Source organism: Bacillus sp. IBL03825, from assembly GCF_024712505.1.
GTDB lineage: Bacteria > Bacillota > Bacilli > Bacillales > Bacillaceae_G > Bacillus_A > Bacillus_A wiedmannii.
In genome coordinates this window covers 3,962,798-3,983,244 of sequence record NZ_JAMXKE010000001.1, presented here as the reverse complement: position 1 = coordinate 3,983,244, position 20,447 = coordinate 3,962,798, and the positions used below count along the sequence as shown (strand labels likewise).

At 35.7% G+C, this 20,447-nt stretch carries 24 protein-coding genes and 1 pseudogene; 17 read left to right on the top strand and 8 right to left on the bottom strand.

Features of this window, described 5'->3' with window-relative positions; genetic code table 11:
* Positions 1-98 precede the first annotated feature (98 nt).
* A complete protein-coding gene (locus tag NHG49_RS20260; protein ID WP_046956444.1) occupies positions 99-587 on the top strand; it encodes a DUF3993 domain-containing protein in 489 nt (162 codons plus the stop codon).
* A gap of 117 nt (positions 588-704) precedes the next feature.
* Here the strand turns inward: NHG49_RS20260 and NHG49_RS20255 are convergent, their stop codons facing one another.
* A complete protein-coding gene (locus NHG49_RS20255) occupies positions 705-941 on the bottom strand; it encodes a glutaredoxin family protein (RefSeq protein WP_258126465.1) in 237 nt (78 codons plus the stop codon).
* A 233-nt stretch (positions 942-1,174) separates the two neighbouring features.
* Here NHG49_RS20255 and NHG49_RS20250 point away from each other — a divergent pair, with 233 nt between their 5' ends.
* The 10 genes from NHG49_RS20250 to NHG49_RS20205 all read left to right on the top strand — a co-directional run bounded on the left by NHG49_RS20250 (position 1,175) and on the right by NHG49_RS20205 (position 8,166).
* A complete protein-coding gene (locus NHG49_RS20250) occupies positions 1,175-1,411 on the top strand; it encodes a YkuJ family protein (RefSeq protein ID WP_000055151.1) in 237 nt (78 codons plus the stop codon).
* A gap of 216 nt (positions 1,412-1,627) precedes the next feature.
* Positions 1,628-1,777, top strand: coding sequence for a hypothetical protein (locus tag NHG49_RS20245; RefSeq protein WP_064474939.1), 150 nt, complete (start codon positions 1,628-1,630; stop codon positions 1,775-1,777).
* Between the two features lie 74 nt (positions 1,778-1,851).
* A complete protein-coding gene (locus tag NHG49_RS20240) occupies positions 1,852-2,370 on the top strand; it encodes a ribonuclease H-like YkuK family protein (protein WP_000896655.1) in 519 nt (172 codons plus the stop codon).
* 108 nt (positions 2,371-2,478) lie between these two features.
* Positions 2,479-2,670, top strand: a complete 192-nt coding sequence (gene abbA / locus NHG49_RS20235) for an antirepressor AbbA (protein WP_000817795.1) — start codon at positions 2,479-2,481, stop codon at positions 2,668-2,670.
* Between the two features lie 170 nt (positions 2,671-2,840).
* Positions 2,841-3,284, top strand: coding sequence for a cyclic-di-AMP-binding protein CbpB (gene cbpB, locus NHG49_RS20230; protein WP_000623572.1), 444 nt, complete (start codon positions 2,841-2,843; stop codon positions 3,282-3,284).
* Positions 3,285-3,425: 141 nt separating this feature from the next.
* Entirely contained in the window at positions 3,426-4,310 is an 885-nt protein-coding gene (locus NHG49_RS20225; protein ID WP_002008407.1) for a transcriptional regulator CcpC, read from the top strand.
* A gap of 71 nt (positions 4,311-4,381) precedes the next feature.
* Complete coding sequence (gene dapD / locus NHG49_RS20220; RefSeq protein WP_064474940.1) at positions 4,382-5,104, top strand: 2,3,4,5-tetrahydropyridine-2,6-dicarboxylate N-acetyltransferase; 723 nt, start codon at positions 4,382-4,384, stop codon at positions 5,102-5,104.
* A 61-nt stretch (positions 5,105-5,165) separates the two neighbouring features.
* A complete protein-coding gene (locus NHG49_RS20215; protein ID WP_064474941.1) occupies positions 5,166-6,296 on the top strand; it encodes an N-acetyldiaminopimelate deacetylase in 1,131 nt (376 codons plus the stop codon).
* Between the two features lie 254 nt (positions 6,297-6,550).
* Positions 6,551-7,417 (top strand): hypothetical protein, encoded by an 867-nt coding sequence (locus tag NHG49_RS20210; protein WP_046956446.1) that lies wholly within the window; start codon positions 6,551-6,553, stop codon positions 7,415-7,417.
* 83 nt (positions 7,418-7,500) lie between these two features.
* Complete coding sequence (locus NHG49_RS20205) at positions 7,501-8,166, top strand: potassium channel family protein (protein ID WP_000504032.1); 666 nt, start codon at positions 7,501-7,503, stop codon at positions 8,164-8,166.
* Between the two features lie 38 nt (positions 8,167-8,204).
* Here NHG49_RS20205 and rnjA read toward each other — a convergent pair whose 3' ends face one another.
* Both rnjA and NHG49_RS20195 read right to left on the bottom strand, forming a co-directional pair.
* Positions 8,205-9,872: a ribonuclease J1 gene (gene rnjA / locus NHG49_RS20200; RefSeq protein ID WP_000670370.1), complete on the bottom strand. Its 1,668-nt coding sequence runs from the start codon at positions 9,870-9,872 to the stop codon at positions 8,205-8,207.
* A 4-nt stretch (positions 9,873-9,876) separates the two neighbouring features.
* On the bottom strand, positions 9,877-10,089 hold the full coding sequence (locus tag NHG49_RS20195) for a DNA-dependent RNA polymerase subunit epsilon (RefSeq protein WP_000576445.1): 213 nt from the start codon (positions 10,087-10,089) through the stop codon (positions 9,877-9,879).
* Between the two features lie 547 nt (positions 10,090-10,636).
* Between NHG49_RS20195 and NHG49_RS20190 the strand changes: the two genes are divergently transcribed.
* Positions 10,637-11,410, top strand: a complete 774-nt coding sequence (locus tag NHG49_RS20190) for a Cof-type HAD-IIB family hydrolase (protein ID WP_064474942.1) — start codon at positions 10,637-10,639, stop codon at positions 11,408-11,410.
* A 58-nt stretch (positions 11,411-11,468) separates the two neighbouring features.
* Here NHG49_RS20190 and def read toward each other — a convergent pair whose 3' ends face one another.
* Together def and NHG49_RS20180 are read right to left on the bottom strand one after the other, a co-directional pair.
* Positions 11,469-12,023 (bottom strand): peptide deformylase, encoded by a 555-nt coding sequence (gene def, locus NHG49_RS20185; protein WP_016086516.1) that lies wholly within the window; start codon positions 12,021-12,023, stop codon positions 11,469-11,471.
* 165 nt (positions 12,024-12,188) lie between these two features.
* Positions 12,189-12,335 (bottom strand): YjcZ family sporulation protein, encoded by a 147-nt coding sequence (locus NHG49_RS20180; RefSeq protein WP_000274561.1) that lies wholly within the window; start codon positions 12,333-12,335, stop codon positions 12,189-12,191.
* Positions 12,336-12,848: 513 nt separating this feature from the next.
* Here NHG49_RS20180 and pdhA point away from each other — a divergent pair.
* From pdhA to lpdA, 4 genes are all read left to right on the top strand, one after another.
* Positions 12,849-13,964 (top strand): pyruvate dehydrogenase E1 component subunit alpha, encoded by a 1,116-nt coding sequence (gene pdhA / locus NHG49_RS20175; protein WP_000536893.1) that lies wholly within the window; start codon positions 12,849-12,851, stop codon positions 13,962-13,964.
* 3 nt (positions 13,965-13,967) lie between these two features.
* On the top strand, positions 13,968-14,945 hold the full coding sequence (pdhB, locus tag NHG49_RS20170) for a pyruvate dehydrogenase complex E1 component subunit beta (RefSeq protein WP_000068162.1): 978 nt from the start codon (positions 13,968-13,970) through the stop codon (positions 14,943-14,945).
* Positions 14,946-15,038: 93 nt separating this feature from the next.
* On the top strand, positions 15,039-16,328 hold the full coding sequence (pdhC, locus tag NHG49_RS20165; RefSeq protein ID WP_064474943.1) for a pyruvate dehydrogenase complex dihydrolipoyllysine-residue acetyltransferase: 1,290 nt from the start codon (positions 15,039-15,041) through the stop codon (positions 16,326-16,328).
* A 5-nt stretch (positions 16,329-16,333) separates the two neighbouring features.
* Positions 16,334-17,746, top strand: a complete 1,413-nt coding sequence (lpdA, locus tag NHG49_RS20160; protein ID WP_000260106.1) for a dihydrolipoyl dehydrogenase — start codon at positions 16,334-16,336, stop codon at positions 17,744-17,746.
* A 103-nt stretch (positions 17,747-17,849) separates the two neighbouring features.
* Here the strand turns inward: lpdA and NHG49_RS31480 are convergent.
* Both NHG49_RS31480 and NHG49_RS20155 read right to left on the bottom strand, forming a co-directional pair.
* Positions 17,850-18,059: pseudogene (locus NHG49_RS31480) on the bottom strand (hypothetical protein); the annotation flags it as partial.
* A 97-nt stretch (positions 18,060-18,156) separates the two neighbouring features.
* Positions 18,157-19,551 carry an MBOAT family O-acyltransferase gene (locus tag NHG49_RS20155; protein ID WP_088047242.1) on the bottom strand — a complete coding sequence of 465 codons (1,395 nt, stop codon included), beginning with the start codon at positions 19,549-19,551 and terminating at the stop codon, positions 18,157-18,159.
* Between the two features lie 249 nt (positions 19,552-19,800).
* Between NHG49_RS20155 and NHG49_RS20150 the strand changes: the two genes are divergently transcribed.
* Positions 19,801-20,028, top strand: a complete 228-nt coding sequence (locus tag NHG49_RS20150; protein WP_098103103.1) for a hypothetical protein — start codon at positions 19,801-19,803, stop codon at positions 20,026-20,028.
* A 1-nt stretch (position 20,029) separates the two neighbouring features.
* Here the strand turns inward: NHG49_RS20150 and NHG49_RS20145 are convergent, their stop codons facing one another.
* Positions 20,030-20,422, bottom strand: a complete 393-nt coding sequence (locus NHG49_RS20145) for a DUF1885 family protein (RefSeq protein WP_098103102.1) — start codon at positions 20,420-20,422, stop codon at positions 20,030-20,032.
* Positions 20,423-20,447 lie beyond the last annotated feature (25 nt).

Genomic DNA, 20,447 nt, shown 5'->3' with positions numbered 1-20,447 from the left:
TTGTAAAGATTTTACGAACGAAACCACCCCTGTCTTTGCATAATCATTGTTACAATGAATACTACAAAGACAAGTTTTCTTAAAAGGAAGGTGAAAAAATGAGGAAATATGGAATATGGTTAGTTCTATTTGTATGCGTTGCCTTTCTAGTTGGTTATAGTGTCACAACTGTTTTAGGAAAAGAGGAAGCGAAAGTCGATCGGGAAGAAGTGTTTACAACGATACAAAAGGGCTATGAAACCCAATTTTCAATTCGTGGGAAGCATTTGCCGATGAATAAGATGATAGAAACGTTATCACCATATTTTACAGAGAATTTCCTTCAAGTATTTACAGATGAAAATAGTAGAAGTGATAAACAAAGTGGTGAATATTTACTTCCAGCAAAAGAAGCGCCGTTTTCTTTTCATTCAGAAACGAAAATGTCATATGATGAAGAGCATAAAATTTTATATGTATATGAGCGGGCGAAAAGTGGACAATATCAAATTGTAACATTGCAAAGAGATCAAGGGAAATGGAAATTGGCCGGATATCATGAAAGTCAAGAACTTTTAACTGAAATAAAACGATTACAACAATTATAAAGTGAAACTGTAATCGGTGGGGGATGTTCATCTCTCACTGATTAATAGCTCGCACCAATCGGGCTATTACTGCCCACAAATAGTGGGATAAAAATAAGAATAGGTCTTTACCTATTCTTATTCAATATTGAGTAGCTGTTGTAATTTTTCAATTTGAAAACCAGCAACAACTTCTCCATCAATTACAACTGTTGGAGTTGAATACGAATCATAGTCGTATAAAAGACGATTGCGTGCAGCAGCGTCTTTTTTTACGTCAAACTCTTCATATACAACGTTATTATGCTTTAAAAATTCTTTCACAATGACACATGGCGGACAATCAGGTTGTGTGTAAAACTCAATTTTTTTCATTGTAATTCCTCCTTTTTTCTGTTTTTTATTATATTCTTCCAGTATAAAAATCGCAATAAAGAAGGGAAAAGATGTTCTTTCTGTTTTTTCCTTCGCATTTCGACAAATTTTTAGTTGAGTTTCTGGCCAATAACCTTTATCCTAGACTGTGGAACATTTTTTCTGTTATGACGGATAGAATGAGTATAGCTGTAAAACCTATTGGTAGGAAGATCAGAGAAAGGAGAGATTTCATGTCTCTACTCCAAGGAATTTTAACTCGACTTGTTAGTCTACAAGAACAAGCTGAAAGCGGTGAAGTAGCACAACGCTATTTTGAAGTGAACGGTGAGCGCAAATGTAGCGTGAAATTTTTCGATAAAAGTGAAATGTATGAGTTAGAAGTGTATCAACAAGGTGAAAAACCTCAAGTGTATCAATTCGATAATATCGATATGGTTGCAATTGAGATTTACGATATCATTTCTTGATACATATAAAAAAGGTGTTGCCATATGGCAACACCTTTTTTAGTTCTATTACTTTTTAGCATATAGGTATAGGGATTTTTCATTTTTCCTACAATGGTAATAAAGTGAAATTGTAATCAGTAGGGCTTCTTCGTCCTATACTGATTATTAGCCATCACCAATTGGGTGTTTACGGGTAGCAAATAGCGGGATAAAAATAACGAGGAGGTGTGTTGTATGGAACGTTTACCAGTTGTGGTTTGTCCTAAATGCCACAATTCTGCTGAGATTATTCATGTATTAACGGCTCAATCGAATCAAAATGTAATTTATACGTGCCAAGTTTGCCATTATGTAATTCGAAATATTGAAACGAATAAAGGGTAGGAAGTTATAATTTTTATTTTTGTCCCATACAATGAGAATACGAAAAGTCTGTCTAATTGAAAGGACGTGACTATGTGGCCGGTGAACATACATTTTATAATGTTTCAGAGAGACATTTAAATTTTGATATGGTCTTTAGCCGTATTTGCAGTTTCATTGAAAAGGATCCACGAAATTTATATCGCTTATCCATTGGGACAGACTCACAAGCACATCAAAAGGATACGAGGTTTATTACGGCAATTCATATTCATCGCGTTGGAAAAGGTGCCTGGGGGTGTTTACACCATAAATCAGTAAAAGATAAGCCAGCAACTTTACGTGAGAAAATATATTTAGAAACGCAGTTTAGCCAAGAAATTGCATGCCTATTTACTCCGAACCATATACAAACAATATGGGATTTATTGCATCCATATGCTCAAGAGGGAGCTGGATTTATAATGGAAATTCACTTGGATATCGGAAATGATGGTTTAACAAAAGAATTTATTCTAGATATGACAGCGAAAATTCAAGCGATGGGATTAACAGCAAAAATTAAGCCAGATGCTTATGCGGCGTTTAGTTATGCAAATCGATATACGAAATAAAAAACAATTTTTATATATCCTCCACTAAAAACTGAATATTACATCTATTAAATAGGTTGAAAATTATATATAATAAGAGTAACGATGCGAGTATAAGGAGAGGGGTATATGAAAAGGGAATTTGTTTTAACAGAAGAAGAAGAGAGTTTGTTACTAGATATTCTATTTCAGCAAAATTATGCGAGTGAAATTTTATCTGTGGAAATTACAGATATTGAGAATGGTTTAAAACAGACAGATGTGACGCAATATAAAAAAATCACAAGGTTATTTTACAGATTAAAAAATAAGGGGTATTAAGCGCTACCGGAATGGTAGTCTTTTTTTTGTGTTGTATGCTAAAATAGCTGTGTAATTTTGTTTTTATTGAAATAAAGTAGGGACAAAATAATAATATGAAAACGCTGTCATAAAATATGAATAGAATCGGTGATTAAAAGTAGGAAAAAGGGAAAATGGGGGGATGTAACATGATTAGTATTCCGAAAGACGAGTTTCAACAAATTTTTGTGAAAGATTTAATGATTTCATCAGAAAAAGTAGCACATGTCCAAATGGGGAATGGTTTAGAGCATGCTTTACTCGTTCTTGTGAAATCTGGATATTCGGCGATACCTGTTTTGGACCCGATGTATAAATTGCATGGGTTAATTAGTACTGCCATGATTTTAGACGGTATGTTAGGGCTGGAACGTATTGAGTTTGAAAGACTTGACGAAATGAAAGTAGAACAGGTGATGAAGGAAGACATTCCGGTTCTTAAGTTAGAAGATTCGTTTGCAAAAGCTTTAGAAATGACAATTGATCATCCTTTTATTTGCGCTGTCAATGAAGATGGGTATTTTGAGGGGATTTTAACACGTCGGGCTATTTTAAAATTGTTGAATAAAAAAGTAAGGCAACATAATCGATAATGTGAGAAAAGTGACTTCATAGAAGCGGAGAAGTCACTTTTTTTCGTGCATATCAGTTGTGTATGTATTATATTTAAAAAGATAAAAAATATAAGAGTATATAGTTAAATTAAGGATGAAAAGCTTATTGAGATAAGGTGTATGGAAGCTAAGGAAAGAGGGAGAAAGTTGCAAATTGATGATTTTCAAATGATGGTTGTGTTAGCTCAGGAATCAAATATGAGAAAAGCGGCGGAACGTTTATTTGTTTCACAACCTGCGCTTAGTCAACGATTACAATCTATGGAGAAACAATGGGGAATGAAGTTTTTTATTCGCTCACAAAAAGGATTGACAATTACACCTGAAGGGGAAAAAGTCGCAAATTATGCAAAAGAAATGCTACAAAAGGAAGAGGATATTAAAAGTGAGCTAGCTGTTTTTAGAACAGAAACTCACGGAACGTTAAAAATAGCTGTTGCATCAGTTATTGGTCAATATTGGCTTCCTCCTGTTTTGAAGAAGTTTGTACATAAATACCCTTCTGTGAAAATATCGCTGTTTACTGGCTGGAGTAGTGAAGTGCAAAAGCAATTTTATGAAGGGGACGTTCATGTTGCTATATTGAGAGGAACACAAGAATATAAAGGTCAGAAGCAACAATTATTTGAAGATGAACTTTATTTAGTGGATAAAGAAATAAAAGATATTACAATGTTAAAAGAAACAAATAGACCATTTATTCAATTTAAAAGTGATTCGACTTATTATGGACAAATACAAAATTGGTGGTATGGTTTATTTTCTAATCCACCTAAGAGAACAATTGTGGTTGATCAAATTGAGACTTGCAAACAGCTCGTTTTAAATGGTATAGGTTATGCTCTTTTACCTTCTACTGTTTTAAAAGAAGTACAGGAAAATATGTATAAAACACCTGTTCAATTAACGAGAGAAACATGGTTATTGACGAGTGAATCGGCCAGACAATTGAAGCAAGTAAGGGCATTTTTAGAAATTATAGAAGAAATTCAAATGGAAAAATAGGATTATTATCTTGCTACTCGCTCTATCGTTTGGTAGAGTAACATTATAAATGGATTTAGGAGGCAACAAGAATGAAAATGATGGACGCTAACGAAATTATTTCGTTTATTCAAAAAAGTGAAAAGAAAACTCCTGTAAAGGTATACATAAAAGGGGATTTAAAAGAAGTAACATTCCCTGAAACGGTACAAGCATTTGTAAATAAAAAGTCTGGTGTATTATTTGGAGAATGGTCTGAAATTAAGACAATTCTTGATGGAAATAGCAAGCACATCGTTGATTACGTTGTTGAAAATGACCGTCGTAATTCTGCAATTCCAATGCTTGATTTAAAAGGTATTAAAGCTCGTATTGAGCCAGGCGCGATTATTCGTGATCACGTTGAAATCGGCGACAACGCTGTTATTATGATGAATGCAACAATTAATATCGGTGCTGTAATTGGTGAAGGTACTATGATTGACATGAACGCGGTACTTGGTGGACGTGCAACTGTTGGTAAGAACTGTCACGTAGGTGCAGGTGCAGTACTTGCAGGTGTTATTGAGCCGCCTTCAGCAAAACCAGTTATCGTTGAAGATGATGTTGTAATTGGTGCAAACGTAGTTGTGTTAGAGGGAGTTACAGTAGGTAAGGGTGCAGTTGTAGCAGCAGGAGCTGTTGTAACAGAAGATGTACCTCCATATACAGTTGTTGCCGGTACTCCAGCACGTGTAATTAAAGAGATTGATGAGAAGACAAAAGCAAAAACTGAAATTAAACAAGAGCTTCGTCAATTAAACCCAGAGAAATAAACACAAAAAAAGCGTAAGAGCATAACAGGCTCTTGCGCTTTTTATAGATAGAGGTGCAAAAATGGCAGTAAGCAAATTCGTTCAAATTCGTAGAGACTTACACAAAATACCGGAAATTGGATTTAAAGAGTGGAAAACACAACAGTATATTTTAGATTACATAGGAACGCTTTCGAATGAATATGTGGAAGTGAAAGTATGGAAAACAGGTGTCATTGTTAAAGTAAATGGAAAAAATCCAGAAAAAATTATCGGTTATCGCGCAGATATAGACGGTTTACCAATTACCGAAGAAACTGGATATGAGTTTGCTTCTATTCATGAAGGAATGATGCATGCATGTGGACATGATTTGCATACAACAATCGGTTTAGGCCTTCTAACAGCAGCTGTAACAGAAAGAATAGATGATGACCTTGTGTTTCTATTCCAACCAGCTGAAGAAGGACCAGGAGGGGCTCTTCCTATGTTAGAGAGTGAAGAGTTAAAAGAATGGAAGCCGAATATAATTCTTGGTCTTCATATTGCACCTGAATACGCTGTAGGAACAATTGCCACAAAAGAGGGGCTATTATTTGCAAATACATCAGAGTTATATGTTGATTTGAAAGGGAAAGGTGGACATGCAGCCTACCCGCATACTGCAAATGATATGATTGTAGCAGCAAGTCACCTTGTTACACAACTTCAATCCGTTATTAGTCGTAATGTGAATCCTCTTGATAGTGCAGTGATTACAATCGGAAAAATAACAGGTGGTACAGTTCAAAATATCATAGCAGAAAAGTCTCGGTTAGAAGGAACGATCCGAACGTTATCAGTGGAATCAATGAGGCGTGTTAAAAGTAGGATTGAGGCAATTGTTGCAGGTATAGAAGCTTCCTTCCAATGTGAAGCTGTTATTGACTATGGAGCGATGTATCATCAAGTATATAACCATGAAGTATTAACGAGAGAGTTTATGCAGTTTGTAAGTGAACAAACTGATATGAAGGTAATTACATGTACTGAGGCAATGACAGGGGAAGATTTTGGTTATATGCTTCAAGAGATTCCTGGATTTATGTTTTGGCTTGGGGTAAATTCAGAATATGGTTTACACCATGCGAAATTAAAACCAGATGAAGAGGTTATTGAGAAAGCTATCGCATTTTTAGATCGATATGTAAAGTGGAAAGGAACTAGAAAGTAAACTCGCTCGCCAACTTTGCAAAAACTTACAGTGGGTACTTGTTAGTTCCAAGACGAAAACATCTTTCATATTTGTTTTGGATACACATTGGCATACAAATGGATAAAGTAATGAGCAGCGGTTTTGAGCCGCTGCTCATTATTCATTATCGCTTATTGAGAAGATGATTAGTTAACTAGCTTATATATGTTTACATTTCGTGTAGAAAGTGTGTAAAATCAAGGTGAAACATAGAAAAAAGGGTGGGGAATTACGTGCAAATTAGCAGTGCAATGTTGTGTTTCGTCTTATATGCGTATGTTATTATTGCGGCGGTGTATTTTGGGATAAGTTTTTATGCCTACCGTTTAGTAGATAATCACGAATATGACGAAACATATAAATGGGTGAAAAGATATTTATCACCTGTATTAGAAATTATGAATGGGTTTGTGCTCTTTTTATTTATTGGATTAATTGCTTTCTCGACGAGTTTAGTAGGGAATAAAACGACATTATTTGTACTAGGTATCATTATTTTTATGTTGTTAGGGATACGGATTGGTAACACAGTGTTTTGGAATGAAAGAAAAGTAGATGGTTGGACTGGAATGTTAATCCCGTGTATGTTAGCGGCTATCGTGACAAACATAGAGCATGAGTATTATCAATTACATTTTTGGCTTATTATCGTTTTAACAATTCTTTCAGTTTTGTACATAAGTACGGTAGTACTCACATACATTGCACATGAAAAAGGTGATGTTAAAGGAACACGCTTCTTTAGAGGGCGAGCATTATTTTGGAGTGTGCCAACGATGGCTGTTATAGGAATTATTGCGATATTAGTAAATGGATATCAATTTACTAATTGGCAACTGTTTTTAGAAAATTGGTGGATTTTCATTATTTCGTTTATCGCTTTTTTAGGTGCAACACATTATTTATTCCATCAACATCATTATATATTGGCATTGCTATTCGCATTTACACAACTATTATTTGCTTTCTTCGGACAAGAAACGTTATTATTCGTTTTTGAAACATTTAGTTCATTTGGAAATATATTTGTATTTGGTATGTTAATTTTCAGTATCGCATTTTATTTACAACAGTATTTTTATATGCAAAAACAAAAATAAGAATGATATACAGGTTTTTGTAGCAAATCTAAAGTATGTTACAATAAAAATACATAGTATTCGATGTTATTGGAGGAATTCCTGTGGGTGAAAAAGAGAAAGAATTTGCTGTCATTGGGCTTGGACGTTTTGGTGGAAGCATTTGCCGAGAACTCGCTCAATTAGGTATGGAAGTAATGGCAATTGATTCAGATGAGGATAAAATTAATGAGTTTGCAAATATAGCTTCACATGCTGTAATTGCAGATTCAACAGATGAGATGGTATTAAAAAGTCTTGGTATTCGTAATTTTGATCATGTAGTCGTTGCTATTGGAGATAATTTAAATTCAAGTATTTTAACAACATTAATTTTAAAAGAGTTAGGTGTAAAAAATATTACTGTAAAAGCTCAAAATGATTACCATGAAAAAGTGTTAAGTAAAATAGGGGCAGATCACATTGTGCACCCCGAGCGTGATATGGGAAAAAGGATTGCTAATAATATTGCATCAAGTAATGTATTAGACTATCTTGAGCTTTCAGATGAGCATAGTATTGTAGAGATTATTGCAAATAAAAAAATTGATGGTCATTCTTTAATCGAATTAGATATTCGTGCGAAGTTTGGATTGAATATTGTAGCGATTAAACGTGGTAAAGAAGTTATTGTATCTCCTCGAGCTACGGAAAATATTCAAGCGGGAGATATATTAATTGTAATTGGTCATGACGATGAAGTAGATCGTTTTAAACACTTTTTAAGATAAGAGAAAAGGACAATACCATGAAGGTATTGTCCTTTTTCTTATATTTCCATAATGATTGGTAAAATCATTGGGCGACGTTTCGTTTTCTCATATAGGAATGGTGCTAATGTGTCTGTAATTTCATTTTTAATTTCAGACCATTGTGTTGTTTTACGCTCCATTACTTTTTCTAAATGAGTTGTAATTAATGTTTGAGCATCATTAATTAAATCACTACTTTCGCGCATATACACGAAACCACGTGAGATAATATCAGGTCCTGCTGCAACTTTAAACTCTTTCATATCAATGCTTACAACTACAATAACAAGTCCTTCTTCAGAAAGAATACGACGATCGCGTAATACAATATTACCGATATCTCCAATACCATTTCCGTCAATATAGACAGATCCAGATGGTATTTTACCAGCTACGCTTGCTTCATCAGAACGAAGAGCAAGAACATCTCCATTATCCATGATGAAACAGTTTTCTTCTGGAATACCACAATCGTTTGCTAACTTCATATGCATACGTTGCATGCGGTATTCACCATGAATTGGCATGAAATACTTCGGTTTAATTAGACGAAGCATTAGTTTTTGTTCTTCTTGTCCACCGTGTCCACTCGTATGAATGTTTGACAGTTTTCCGTGGATTACATCAGCACCAGCACGATACAACATGTTAATTGTACGGCTTACACTAATTGTATTACCAGGGATTGGTGAAGAAGAGAAAACAACTGTGTCGCCAGGAATGATTTGAATTTGACGATGAGTACCATTAGCAATACGTGAAAGTGCTGCCATTGGCTCACCTTGACTACCTGTACATAAAATAACAACTTTATTAGCCGGTAGGCGGTTTAGTTGAGCTGTATCTATGAATGTATCCTTCGGACAGCGAATATAACCAAGGTTTTGTCCGATTTCAATCGCCGCTTCCATACTGCGACCGAACACAGCCACTTTACGATTGTTTTCAACAGCCGCTTCAACAACTTGTTGTAGACGATGGATATTTGATGCAAAGGTTGCAAAGATAATACGACCTTCTACTTTGCGGAAAATATCTTGAATACTATCACCAACACGGCGCTCAGACATTGTAAAGTTTGGAACTTCACTGTTTGTACTGTCAGATAAGAGACAAAGTACGCCGTCTTTTCCGATTTCAGCCATTTTTGTTAAGTCCGCTGGTTCACCGACTGGTGTGAAATCAAATTTGAAATCGCCAGTATGAACAACTTGCCCTTGAGGTGTTTTCACAACAACTCCGTATGAATCTGGGATACTGTGAGTTGTACGGAAGAAGGAAACAGATGTCTTTTTAAATTTAATAACATCATCTTCTTGAATTTCATAAAGTTTTGCTTTACGAAGTAATCCGTGCTCTTCTAATTTGTTTTTGATTAGTGCAATTGCTAATTTTCCGCCATAAATCGGGATGTTTACTTGACGTAATAAGTAAGGAATTCCACCGATATGATCTTCGTGACCATGTGTAATGAATAATCCTTTAATTTTATCTTCGTTTCGCACAAAATAAGTGTAATCTGGTATTACATAATCGATTCCGAGGAGTTCGTCTTCTGGAAATTTAATTCCAGCATCAATAATAATAATTTCATCTTGAAATTGAACAGCATATGTATTTTTACCGATTTCACCAAGTCCACCTAAAGCAAAAACGGCAGCTTGATCATTCTTTAGAAATTTCATATGACTATACGATTTCCGCTAATGTTAAATCAGCGTTTTCTTTTTCATATTCAAGATGAGCACCAGTAACAGACTGAACGAACTCGATATTATATGCGAACTTATTTAATTTCTTACGAACATCCTTTTCAGACGTAGCCTCTAAATATAAAACTTTTGTATTTTCACGTACTGGAACCTCAGTCAATTTTACTTGATAAAATACTTTAAAAATCATTTGGAAAACCTCTCCTTGTCTATGTTTTGCATTATCTGTTACTTATTATAAAGCAAACAGTCACGATTTTCATGTTTTTTCGAATGAGAATGAAGAAAAAGCCCGAAATGGGCACAATTTAAGCGATTGTCTTTTTACGGACTAGATCTTTTAAATAACGCTTGAGCTTTTTCTTCAGCTTCTTCAGCATGATTACTCCTTCCTTTCCTTATTTAAAACATGCATATTACTAGTGAAAACTCCGTCTCTGATATAAGAAAGAAGACAAAAGTGAATGTTGAATCTTGTCCTTTCTCATACAGGGAAAGTTATTCTATAGTAACGATTAGTAGCCGTTAGTTATAGGTATAGTATGAGAAAGAATAGAAAAGAAAATTCATACGAACAAGTATCCACATTTTTTACTAATATATATATGCAGGTTTCATAAATAAGGTCAGAAAGTGAACGCTTTCTTCACAGATGTTTAATATGTTATACTTTTTTTTAGAATTTGAAAAGCGATAATCAAAATAGGAATATAGAGTAACAGAAAGGATTTTGACAAATGAATGATAAAATTGTCTTTTTTGATATTGACGGAACATTATTAGATCACGATAAGAAGATTCCGCAATCTACACGAGATGCAGTAAGACATTTACAAGAGAAAGGTGTGCATGTAGCAATTGCAACAGGACGTGCGCCATTTATGTTTGAGGATATACGTGAGGAACTCAATATACATAATTATGTTAGCTTTAATGGACAGTACGTTGTATTTGAAGATGAGGTAATATTTAATAACCCGTTACATCCAGCTGCCTTACATAAGTTTACTCAGTTTGCAAAACAAGAAGGATATCCACTTGTATATCTGGATCATCAAGAAATGAGAGCATCAGTAGAATATCATGATTATGTGAAAGAAGGTTTTGGAAGCTTAAACTTTGAACATCCGGCATATGAACCTGATTTTTATGAGAAGCGTAATATTTATCAAACTCTGCTTTTCTGTGAAGTGAATGAAGAGGAAAAGTTTATTAATCAGTATCCAGACTTTCATTTCATTCGCTGGCATGCGTATTCAATGGATATTATTCCAAATGGTGGTTCGAAGGCAAAAGGAATTGAGAAATTCATTGAAAAATTAGGATTTAACCGTGAACAAGTGTATGCATTTGGAGATGGCTTAAATGATTTAGAAATGATCGAAGCAGTTGGGACAGGTATTGTGATGGGGAATGGTCACGAAGACTTGAAAAAACTTGCAAATTATGTGACAAAGGATGTTAGTGAAGACGGCATATATCATGGCTTAAAATGGGCTGGATTGCTATAAGTGAATATGGAACCCATTTCATATAAAAAAGGCGGAAGATTAACTTCCGCCTTTTTTATTATCGCTCTAGAGGTTTTGAATCATCAGGAGCAGCAAATGGATTTTCTTTATTAATGTGGTCATAGAACATAACACCATTTAAATGGTCAATCTCATGCTGAAATACGATTGCTGGTAAACCTTTTAAACGTAATTTTACTTCTTCGCCGTTGATAGATGTTGCTTTCACTGTAATTCTTGTGTAACGAGGGACATAACCAGGTACTTCGCGGTCTACTGATAGACAGCCTTCCCCGCTTTGTAAATATGTACGTTCAACAGAATGACTAATGATTTTTGGGTTGAATAATGCATGACTATATAACGTACCGTCCGTATCAGTTACATGAACCGCAATCATTTTCTTTGAAATACCGATCTGTGGAGCTGCTAATCCGATTCCAGGGCGTAAACTATATTTTTCAGCCATTTCAGGATCTTGGCTATTTATTACAAATTCAATCATTTCTTTAAGGGTAGTTGTATCTTCTTCGCTCGCTGGCATTGAAACCTCTTCTGCAACGTTTCGCAAAATAGGATCTCCTTCGCGAATTACATCTTTCATTGTAAGCATATGTAATCTCTCCTTTCTTCTTTAGTCTACCAAAGGAGATGGAAAAAGTCATCGACAAGTAGGGAAGCGCTTTGGAAAGCGTTCTACTATAGAATATTTATGTATGTAATAAAAAGAAAAGACGGCAAAGCCGTCTGTTTCTTTCCATAGTTGTTTCATTTTACATTAGCGAATGCAAGCAGCACCAACGATAATTAAAAGAATAAACAACACAACGATTAAGGCGAAGCCGCGTCCAGACCCGCCACAAGAACCGCCATAACCGTAGGAAGGATTTGAACAAGTTGGATAGCAATATGAGTATCCGTACATGAGATGACCTCCTTTATCATTTCCCGCTAACACTGCGGTTACTATAATGTATGGAGGGAAGGATAGAAATGTATGGGTAATTACCTATAAAAGGAAGAAGAGTTTGTATATTTTTGCTAAGAAGAGAGAAAAACTAAAGAGAATTAAATCGTTTACATATTATTCTAAGAGAAAAAATAAGTTGAAAAGGGAATAATATAACAGTAGGTTAATGCTTACTAATACAGATGTGAAAAATAAAAACACGTTTGTGTAGAAGAAACCTGCAGATTATTTATAAAAAAACGTAACCAAAGTAATTGACATCGTAATTAGAATAGTTGTAAACTAAAAAACGTGATCAAGATTGTATTAATATGTTTCTGAAAAAACATTAGTACAGATTGTTAGGTACACAAAATTATTCTCAACCGACAGATAAATTTGTTGGTTTACATTGTTGCGTTTTCAGTCTAGCTAATAGATAGTGAAAGCGTTTCAGAATATGGTTCAAGAGAGGAAGAGGTGAACGGAATGGGTACTAAAACAAAAAAGACCCTATTTAATGTTGATGAGCAAATGAAAGCTATCGCAGCTCAATTTGAGACATTACAAATTTTAAATGAAAAAGGCGAAGTTGTGAATGAAGCAGCTATGCCTGAATTATCTGATGATCAATTAAAAGAATTGATGCGCCGTATGGTGTATACTCGCGTACTAGATCAACGTTCTATTTCTTTAAACCGTCAAGGACGTTTAGGTTTCTACGCACCAACAGCTGGACAAGAGGCTTCTCAATTAGCAAGTCATTTCGCACTTGAAGCAGAAGATTTCATCTTACCAGGATATCGTGATGTGCCACAATTAGTATGGCACGGTTTACCATTATACCAAGCATTCTTATTCTCTCGTGGACATTTCATGGGTAACCAAATGCCTGAGAATGTAAATGCACTTGCTCCACAAATCATTATCGGTGCGCAAATCATCCAAACTGCTGGTGTTGCGTTAGGTATGAAACTACGTGGTAAAAAATCTGTTGCGATTACTTACACTGGTGACGGTGGTGCTTCACAAGGTGACTTCTACGAAGGTATGAACTTTGCGGGTGCATTCAAAGCTCCAGCAATCTTCGTTGTACAAAACAACCGTTATGCAATCTCTACTCCAGTAGAAAAGCAATCTGCAGCTAAAACTGTAGCACAAAAAGCAGTAGCAGCAGGTATTTACGGAATTCAAGTAGACGGTATGGATCCATTAGCTGTATACGCAGCAACTGCTTTCGCTCGTGAGCGTGCAGTAAACGGCGAAGGCCCTACTTTAATCGAGACTTTAACATTCCGTTATGGTCCACATACAATGGCTGGTGATGACCCAACTCGTTACCGTACAAAAGATATCGAGAACGAATGGGAACAAAAAGATCCAATCGTACGCTTCCGTGCATTCTTAGAAAACAAAGGCCTATGGTCTCAAGAAGTTGAAGAGAAAGTAATCGAAGAAGCAAAAGAAGATATCAAACAAGCAATTGCTAAGGCTGACCAAGCTCCAAAACAAAAAGTTACTGATTTAATGGAAATCATGTACGAAAAAATGCCTTACAACTTAGCTGAACAATATGAAATTTACAAAGAAAAGGAGTCGAAGTAAGCCATGGCTCAAATGACAATGATTCAAGCAATCACTGATGCTTTACGCGTTGAAATGAAAAATGACCCTAACGTACTTGTGTTTGGTGAAGACGTTGGTGTAAACGGCGGTGTATTCCGTGCTACTGAAGGTTTACAAGCTGAATTCGGTGAAGATCGTGTAATGGATACTCCACTTGCAGAGTCTGGTATTGGTGGACTTGCAGTTGGACTTGCATTAGAAGGCTTCCGTCCAGTTCCAGAAATCCAATTCTTCGGTTTCATTTATGAAGTAATGGATTCAGTTTCTGGTCAATTAGCTCGTATGCGTTACCGTTCTGGTGGACGTTGGACTGCTCCAGTAACAATTCGTTCTCCATTCGGTGGCGGTGTTCATACTCCTGAACTACATGCTGATAGCTTAGAAGGATTAGTGGCTCAACAACCTGGTCTAAAAGTTGTTATTCCATCTACTCCATACGATGCAAAAGGTCTTTTAATCTCTGCGATTCGTGACAACGATCCAGTTATCTACTTAGAGCATATGAAATTGTACCGTTCATTCCGTCAAGATGTACCAGAAGGCGATTACACAATTGATTTAGGTAAAGCTGATATCAAACGTGAAGGTACAGATGTATCTGTTATCGCTTACGGTGCTATGGTTCATGCTGCATTAAAAGCTGCTGAAGAACTTGAAAAAGAAGGTATCTCTTTAGAAGTAGTTGACTTACGTACAGTTCAACCATTAGATATCGAAACAATCATCGCTTCTGTTGAAAAAACAGGCCGCGTAGTTGTAGTTCAAGAAGCACAAAAACAAGCTGGTATTGCAGCTAACGTTGTAGCGGAAATTAACGACCGTGCAATCTTAAACTTAGAAGCTCCAGTTGTACGTGTTGCAGCTGCTGATACAGTATTCCCATTCTCTCAAGCTGAGAGCGTATGGTTACCAAACCATAAAGATATTGTTGAAGCTGTTAACAAAGTAATGAACTTCTAATTTTTAGCTTTTCATGTGCAAAAGAAATCAGCACATGCTGGTTTCTTTTGTACATATTCCATAATAATGAAATGAATCAGGGGGCTGAATTCCGTGGCATTTGAATTTAAACTACCAGATATCGGTGAAGGTATCCACGAAGGTGAAATCGTAAAATGGTTTATTAAACCAGGCGATGAAGTAAACGAAGACGATGTACTTCTTGAAGTACAAAATGATAAAGCAGTAGTAGAAATCCCTTCTCCTGTTAAAGGTAAAGTACTTGAAGTACTTGTAGAAGAAGGAACAGTTGCAATTGTAGGAGATACATTAATTAAATTTGATGCTCCTGGATACGAAAACCTTAAATTTAAAGGTGACGATCATGATGAAGCTCCAAAAGCTGAAGAAGCAGCAGTAGAAGCTCCAGCAGCGGAAGCTACTCCAGCAGCAACTGCAGAAGTAGTAAATGAGCGCGTAATCGCTATGCCATCTGTTCGTAAATATGCTCGTGAAAACGGCGTAGACATTCATAAAGTAGCTGGTTCTGGTAAGAACGGCCGTATCGTAAAAGCTGACATCGATGCATTTGCAAATGGTGGACAAGCAGTAGCAGCAACTGAGGCTCCAGCAGCAGTAGAAGCTACTCCAGCAGCAGCGAAAGAAGAAGCACCAAAAGCACAACCAATCCCAGCTGGTGAATATCCAGAAACTCGTGAGAAAATGAGTGGTATCCGTAAAGCGATTGCAAAAGCAATGGTTAACTCTAAACATACAGCTCCTCACGTAACATTAATGGATGAAGTAGATGTAACAGAACTTGTTGCTCACCGTAAGAAGTTCAAAGCTGTTGCAGCTGACAAAGGTATTAAATTAACTTACCTTCCATACGTTGTTAAAGCTTTAACATCTGCATTACGTGAATTCCCAATGTTGAATACTGCTTTAGACGATGCTTCTCAAGAAATCGTTCATAAACATTACTTCAACATCGGTATCGCAGCTGATACAGACAAAGGTCTATTAGTACCAGTTGTTAAAGATACAGATCGTAAATCAATCTTCACTATTTCTAACGAGATCAATGATCTTGCTGGTAAAGCACGTGAAGGTCGTTTAGCTCCAGCTGAAATGAAAGGTGCTTCTTGCACAATTACAAACATTGGTTCTGCAGGTGGACAATGGTTCACTCCAGTTATCAACCACCCAGAAGTAGCAATCCTTGGTATCGGCCGTATCGCTGAGAAGCCAGTTGTGAAAAACGGTGAAATCGTTGCAGCTCCAGTATTAGCATTATCTCTAAGCTTTGACCATCGTTTAATTGACGGCGCAACTGCTCAAAAAGCATTAAACCAAATTAAACGTCTATTGAATGACCCACAATTATTAGTAATGGAGGCGTAATAACAATGGTAGTAGGAGATTTCCCAATTGAATTAGATACAGTCGTTGTTGGTGCAGGTCCTGGTGGATACGTTGCGGCAATTCGTGCAGCACAATTAGGTCAAAAGGTAGCAATTATCGAAAAAGCTAACCTTGGTGGCGTATGCTTAAACGTTGGATGTATTCCTTCAAAAGCGTTAATCAATGCAGGTCATCGTTATGAGAATGCAATGCATTCTGATGACATGGGTATCACTGCAGAGAACGTAAAAGTTGACTTTACAAAAGTTCAAGAATGGAAAAACGGCGTAGTTAAGAAATTAACTGGCGGTGTTGAAGGCCTTCTTAAAGGTAACAAAGTTGAAATCATTCGCGGTGAAGCTTACTTCGTAGATGCTAATACATTACGCGTAATGACTGAAGATGCAGCACAAACGTATACGTTTAAAAATGCTGTTCTTGCAACTGGTTCTACACCAATCGAAATTCCAGGATTCAAATACTCTAAACGTGTTATCAACTCTACAGGTGCTTTAAGCTTACCTGAAATTCCTAAAAAACTTGTTGTAATCGGCGGCGGTTACATCGGTATGGAATTAGGAACTGCATATGCTAACTTCGGTACAGAAGTTACTGTAGTAGAAGCTGGCGACGAAATCTTAGCTGGTTTCGAAAAAGCTATGAGCTCTGTTGTTAAACGTGCTCTTCAAAAGAAAGGTAACGTAAATATCCATACAAAAGCTATGGCTAAAGGCGTTGAAGAAACAGAAACTGGCGTAAAAGTTAGCTTTGAAGTTAAAGGTGAAATCCAAACTGTAGAAGCAGATTACGTATTAGTAACTGTAGGTCGTCGTCCAAACACTCAAGAAATTGGTCTTGAGCAAGTTGGAGTTAAAATGACTGACCGCGGCATCATCGAAATCGATGAGCAATGTCGTACAAACGTATCAAACATCTATGCAATCGGTGATATCGTTCCTGGACCACCATTAGCTCACAAAGCTTCTTACGAAGGTAAAGTAGCTGTTGAAGCAATTAGTGGCCATGCATCAGCAATCGATTACATCGGAATTCCTGCAGTATGCTTCACTGATCCAGAATTAGCATCTGTTGGTTACACTAAGAAACAAGCTGAAGAAGCAGGAATGACAGTAGCTGTATCTAAGTTCCCATTCGCTGCTAACGGTCGTGCATTATCATTAAACAGCACTGACGGTTTCTTACAACTTGTAACACGTAAAGAAGATGGTCTTCTTGTAGGTGCTCAAGTTGCAGGTGCAGGCGCTTCTGATATTATCTCTGAGATTGGTTTAGCTATCGAAGCTGGAATGACAGCAGAAGATATCGCTCAAACAATCCACGCTCACCCAACATTAGGTGAGATCACGATGGAAGCAGCTGAAGTTGCTCTTGGAATGCCAATTCACATTGTAAAATAATTATAAAAAAACGTCTTCTAAATTTAGAAGACGTTTTTTTTTTGTGTGTTATATGCATAGAAAAACAAGAGGTGAATTTTGTTGATTCACCTCTTGTTTTGTATTCTTTGTTTTCAAATTGATACATTTCTTTATTTGTACTAGTGTCATTATAAAGGAATAATACGATATCAGCATTTAGTTTTTCGAGGTCTTGCTTTACATTTTTACTTGCCGCAAATCGTGGATCAATAAATGTTGTTTATTCAAACTCTTGTGCAAATAAAGGATAAGCTGTATTTGCATAAGAATCTTTAATAATGACAGCATGTAGTGTGTTCGTATGCATAAAATGCACCTTTCATATTCCAATGGTGATCGGTCTTCTAATTGTTCATGAGTAAATGCCTTGTTAGCCCTCCAGCCCTCCTTTAGAAGCGGAAGTAAATAAATGGATTGTAAGTTGCATTCGTTAAATACATCATAGTTATGATTAAAACACTCAAGTAATAAAGTGGAGATAAAATTACTACCTTTTTATTTGCTAATGGATTCTTGATCCAAGAGAAAATTGGAGCTGATGTAATAATAGCAAGTATAAAGATTCCCCAATAATTCATCACATAGAAATAACTAGTAATGTCAGTCAACGATCCATTTAATCCGAACATTGTTTGTAAAAATTTAGAACAGTAGCTAAAATTATCAGCGCGGAAGAATACCCAACCAATAATTACTAAAAACATAACGTATATGTGTTGAATCGGCCACCATAATTTTTGTAATATTTTTTCGAAACCAGCCTTTTCTAAAGCAATTAAACATCCGTAATAAATACCCCATATCATAAATGTCCAACTAGCTCCATGCCAAAATCCAGTTAATGCCCATACGATAAATAGATTTCGATAGTTTTTCCAAGGAGATACTCGATTTCCGCCTAGTGGAATATAAACATAATCACGGAACCATGAACCAAGTGAAATGTGCCAGCGACGCCAAAATTCAGAGATGGATTTTGAAATATATGGATAATTGAAGTTTTCTAAGAAATCAAATCCGAACATTTTTCCTAATCCAATTGCCATATCACTGTAACCTGAAAAATCGAAATAAATTTGTAATGTATAAGCAATTGCACCAATCCAAGCGGTTGATACGCTCATCGTTGCTGGATCCATTGCAAATATTTCATCGGCAATAGCTCCTAGTTGATTCGCAATTAAAACCTTTTTTCCTAATCCAATGATAAAACGACGAATTCCTTCTGAAAACTTATCAGCATTAACTGTTCTAACATGTAATTGAAAAGCGATTGTATTATATCGAACAATTGGTCCTGCTACTAATTGCGGGAAAATAGTAAAATATAGTGCAAGATCAAATAGATTTCGCTGAGCTTCTACTTTTCTCTTAAAAATATCGATAATATAACTCATTGCATGGAAAGTGAAAAATGAAATCCCAATGGGCAAAGGAATTTTTTCGAGTACAATGTTTGTATGAAAAATCCCGTTTATATTATCCACTAAGAAATTAGCGTATTTAAAATATCCTAGTATAGCAGTATTGACAACAATTGCTATAGTAAGAATAAGTTTTCTATTTGCACTAGATAGTCGGTCTTTATTAAGCCATATTCCGAACCAATAGTTGATGAAAATAGAGAAAAGCATTAGGAAGACATATATTGGTTCTCCCCAAGCATAAAATAATAAACTAAATAATAAAAGAACGATGTTTTGTAATTCTTTCCGTACTGAGTAGTATACGAAAAGAATTGCAGGTAAAAAAAGACATAAAAAAAATAAATTGCTAAATACCATGTATTATTAATTCCTTTCTATATTTTCTTCTTAAGGAGTATACCATGCGATAAATGAATAATCTGTCTTATGGGCGATATGAGCGAATTTATTGTTAAGAACGAGGGATATTCGTATGTGAATAGTTGGGGAATTAAAAAAACAGGAAAAATTCAACAGTGGATTAGGTGAAATTTGGAGAAGTCTACTTTCAAAATACTAAGAGGGAAGAGTTGAAGCATATAATAGAAAGGATAAGGAGGTAACGCTATGAAAATTACGCTAGCTTCATTTTTTCATCTAGTTTTGTGGAGTGGATTTTCAGCAGTGTTATTATTGTCAAGTCGGGATAAACTGCATTATAAAATTTTTCTTTTTCTTATATTTTTGTACTTAGCGTATGTGATAGCATATATCATACTAAGTGCAAGGAGGAAAGCAATACTTCTTACTTGCACAAATAGTATGATCTTTCTAATCGTTTATTTTTGTTTTTAAATTAACGTTTATAGAAATACATTGTTCTTCCATTAAATAATTGTAACTCTCCTTCTAATTTCTTCGCTAGAAAACGGCAAAATTCATTTGCTTTTCCTTTATCACCAAATGTTGCATTAGGTGGTAAAGAAATCTGAATAAAAGATTGTTCCTTTTCTATACCAACACCAACATAAATGGAGTCATATCGATCGTGAGTAGATTGTAGTTTTAATGTTGTTGCTGATGTATCTAAAATTTCATAAGGAAAAGCGGTATTTGTATAAGCGTAATTAATTTGAACACCAGTTTTGGAAGTAACTGTTTGATAGTAATGAAAAAGTTGTTTTATATCATCTATTGAAACAGATTGTTGATTGGATTTAGGTACAAGCGTAATAAAGGCATGTTGCATATAAGATCCCCCTAACCTTAGTAGA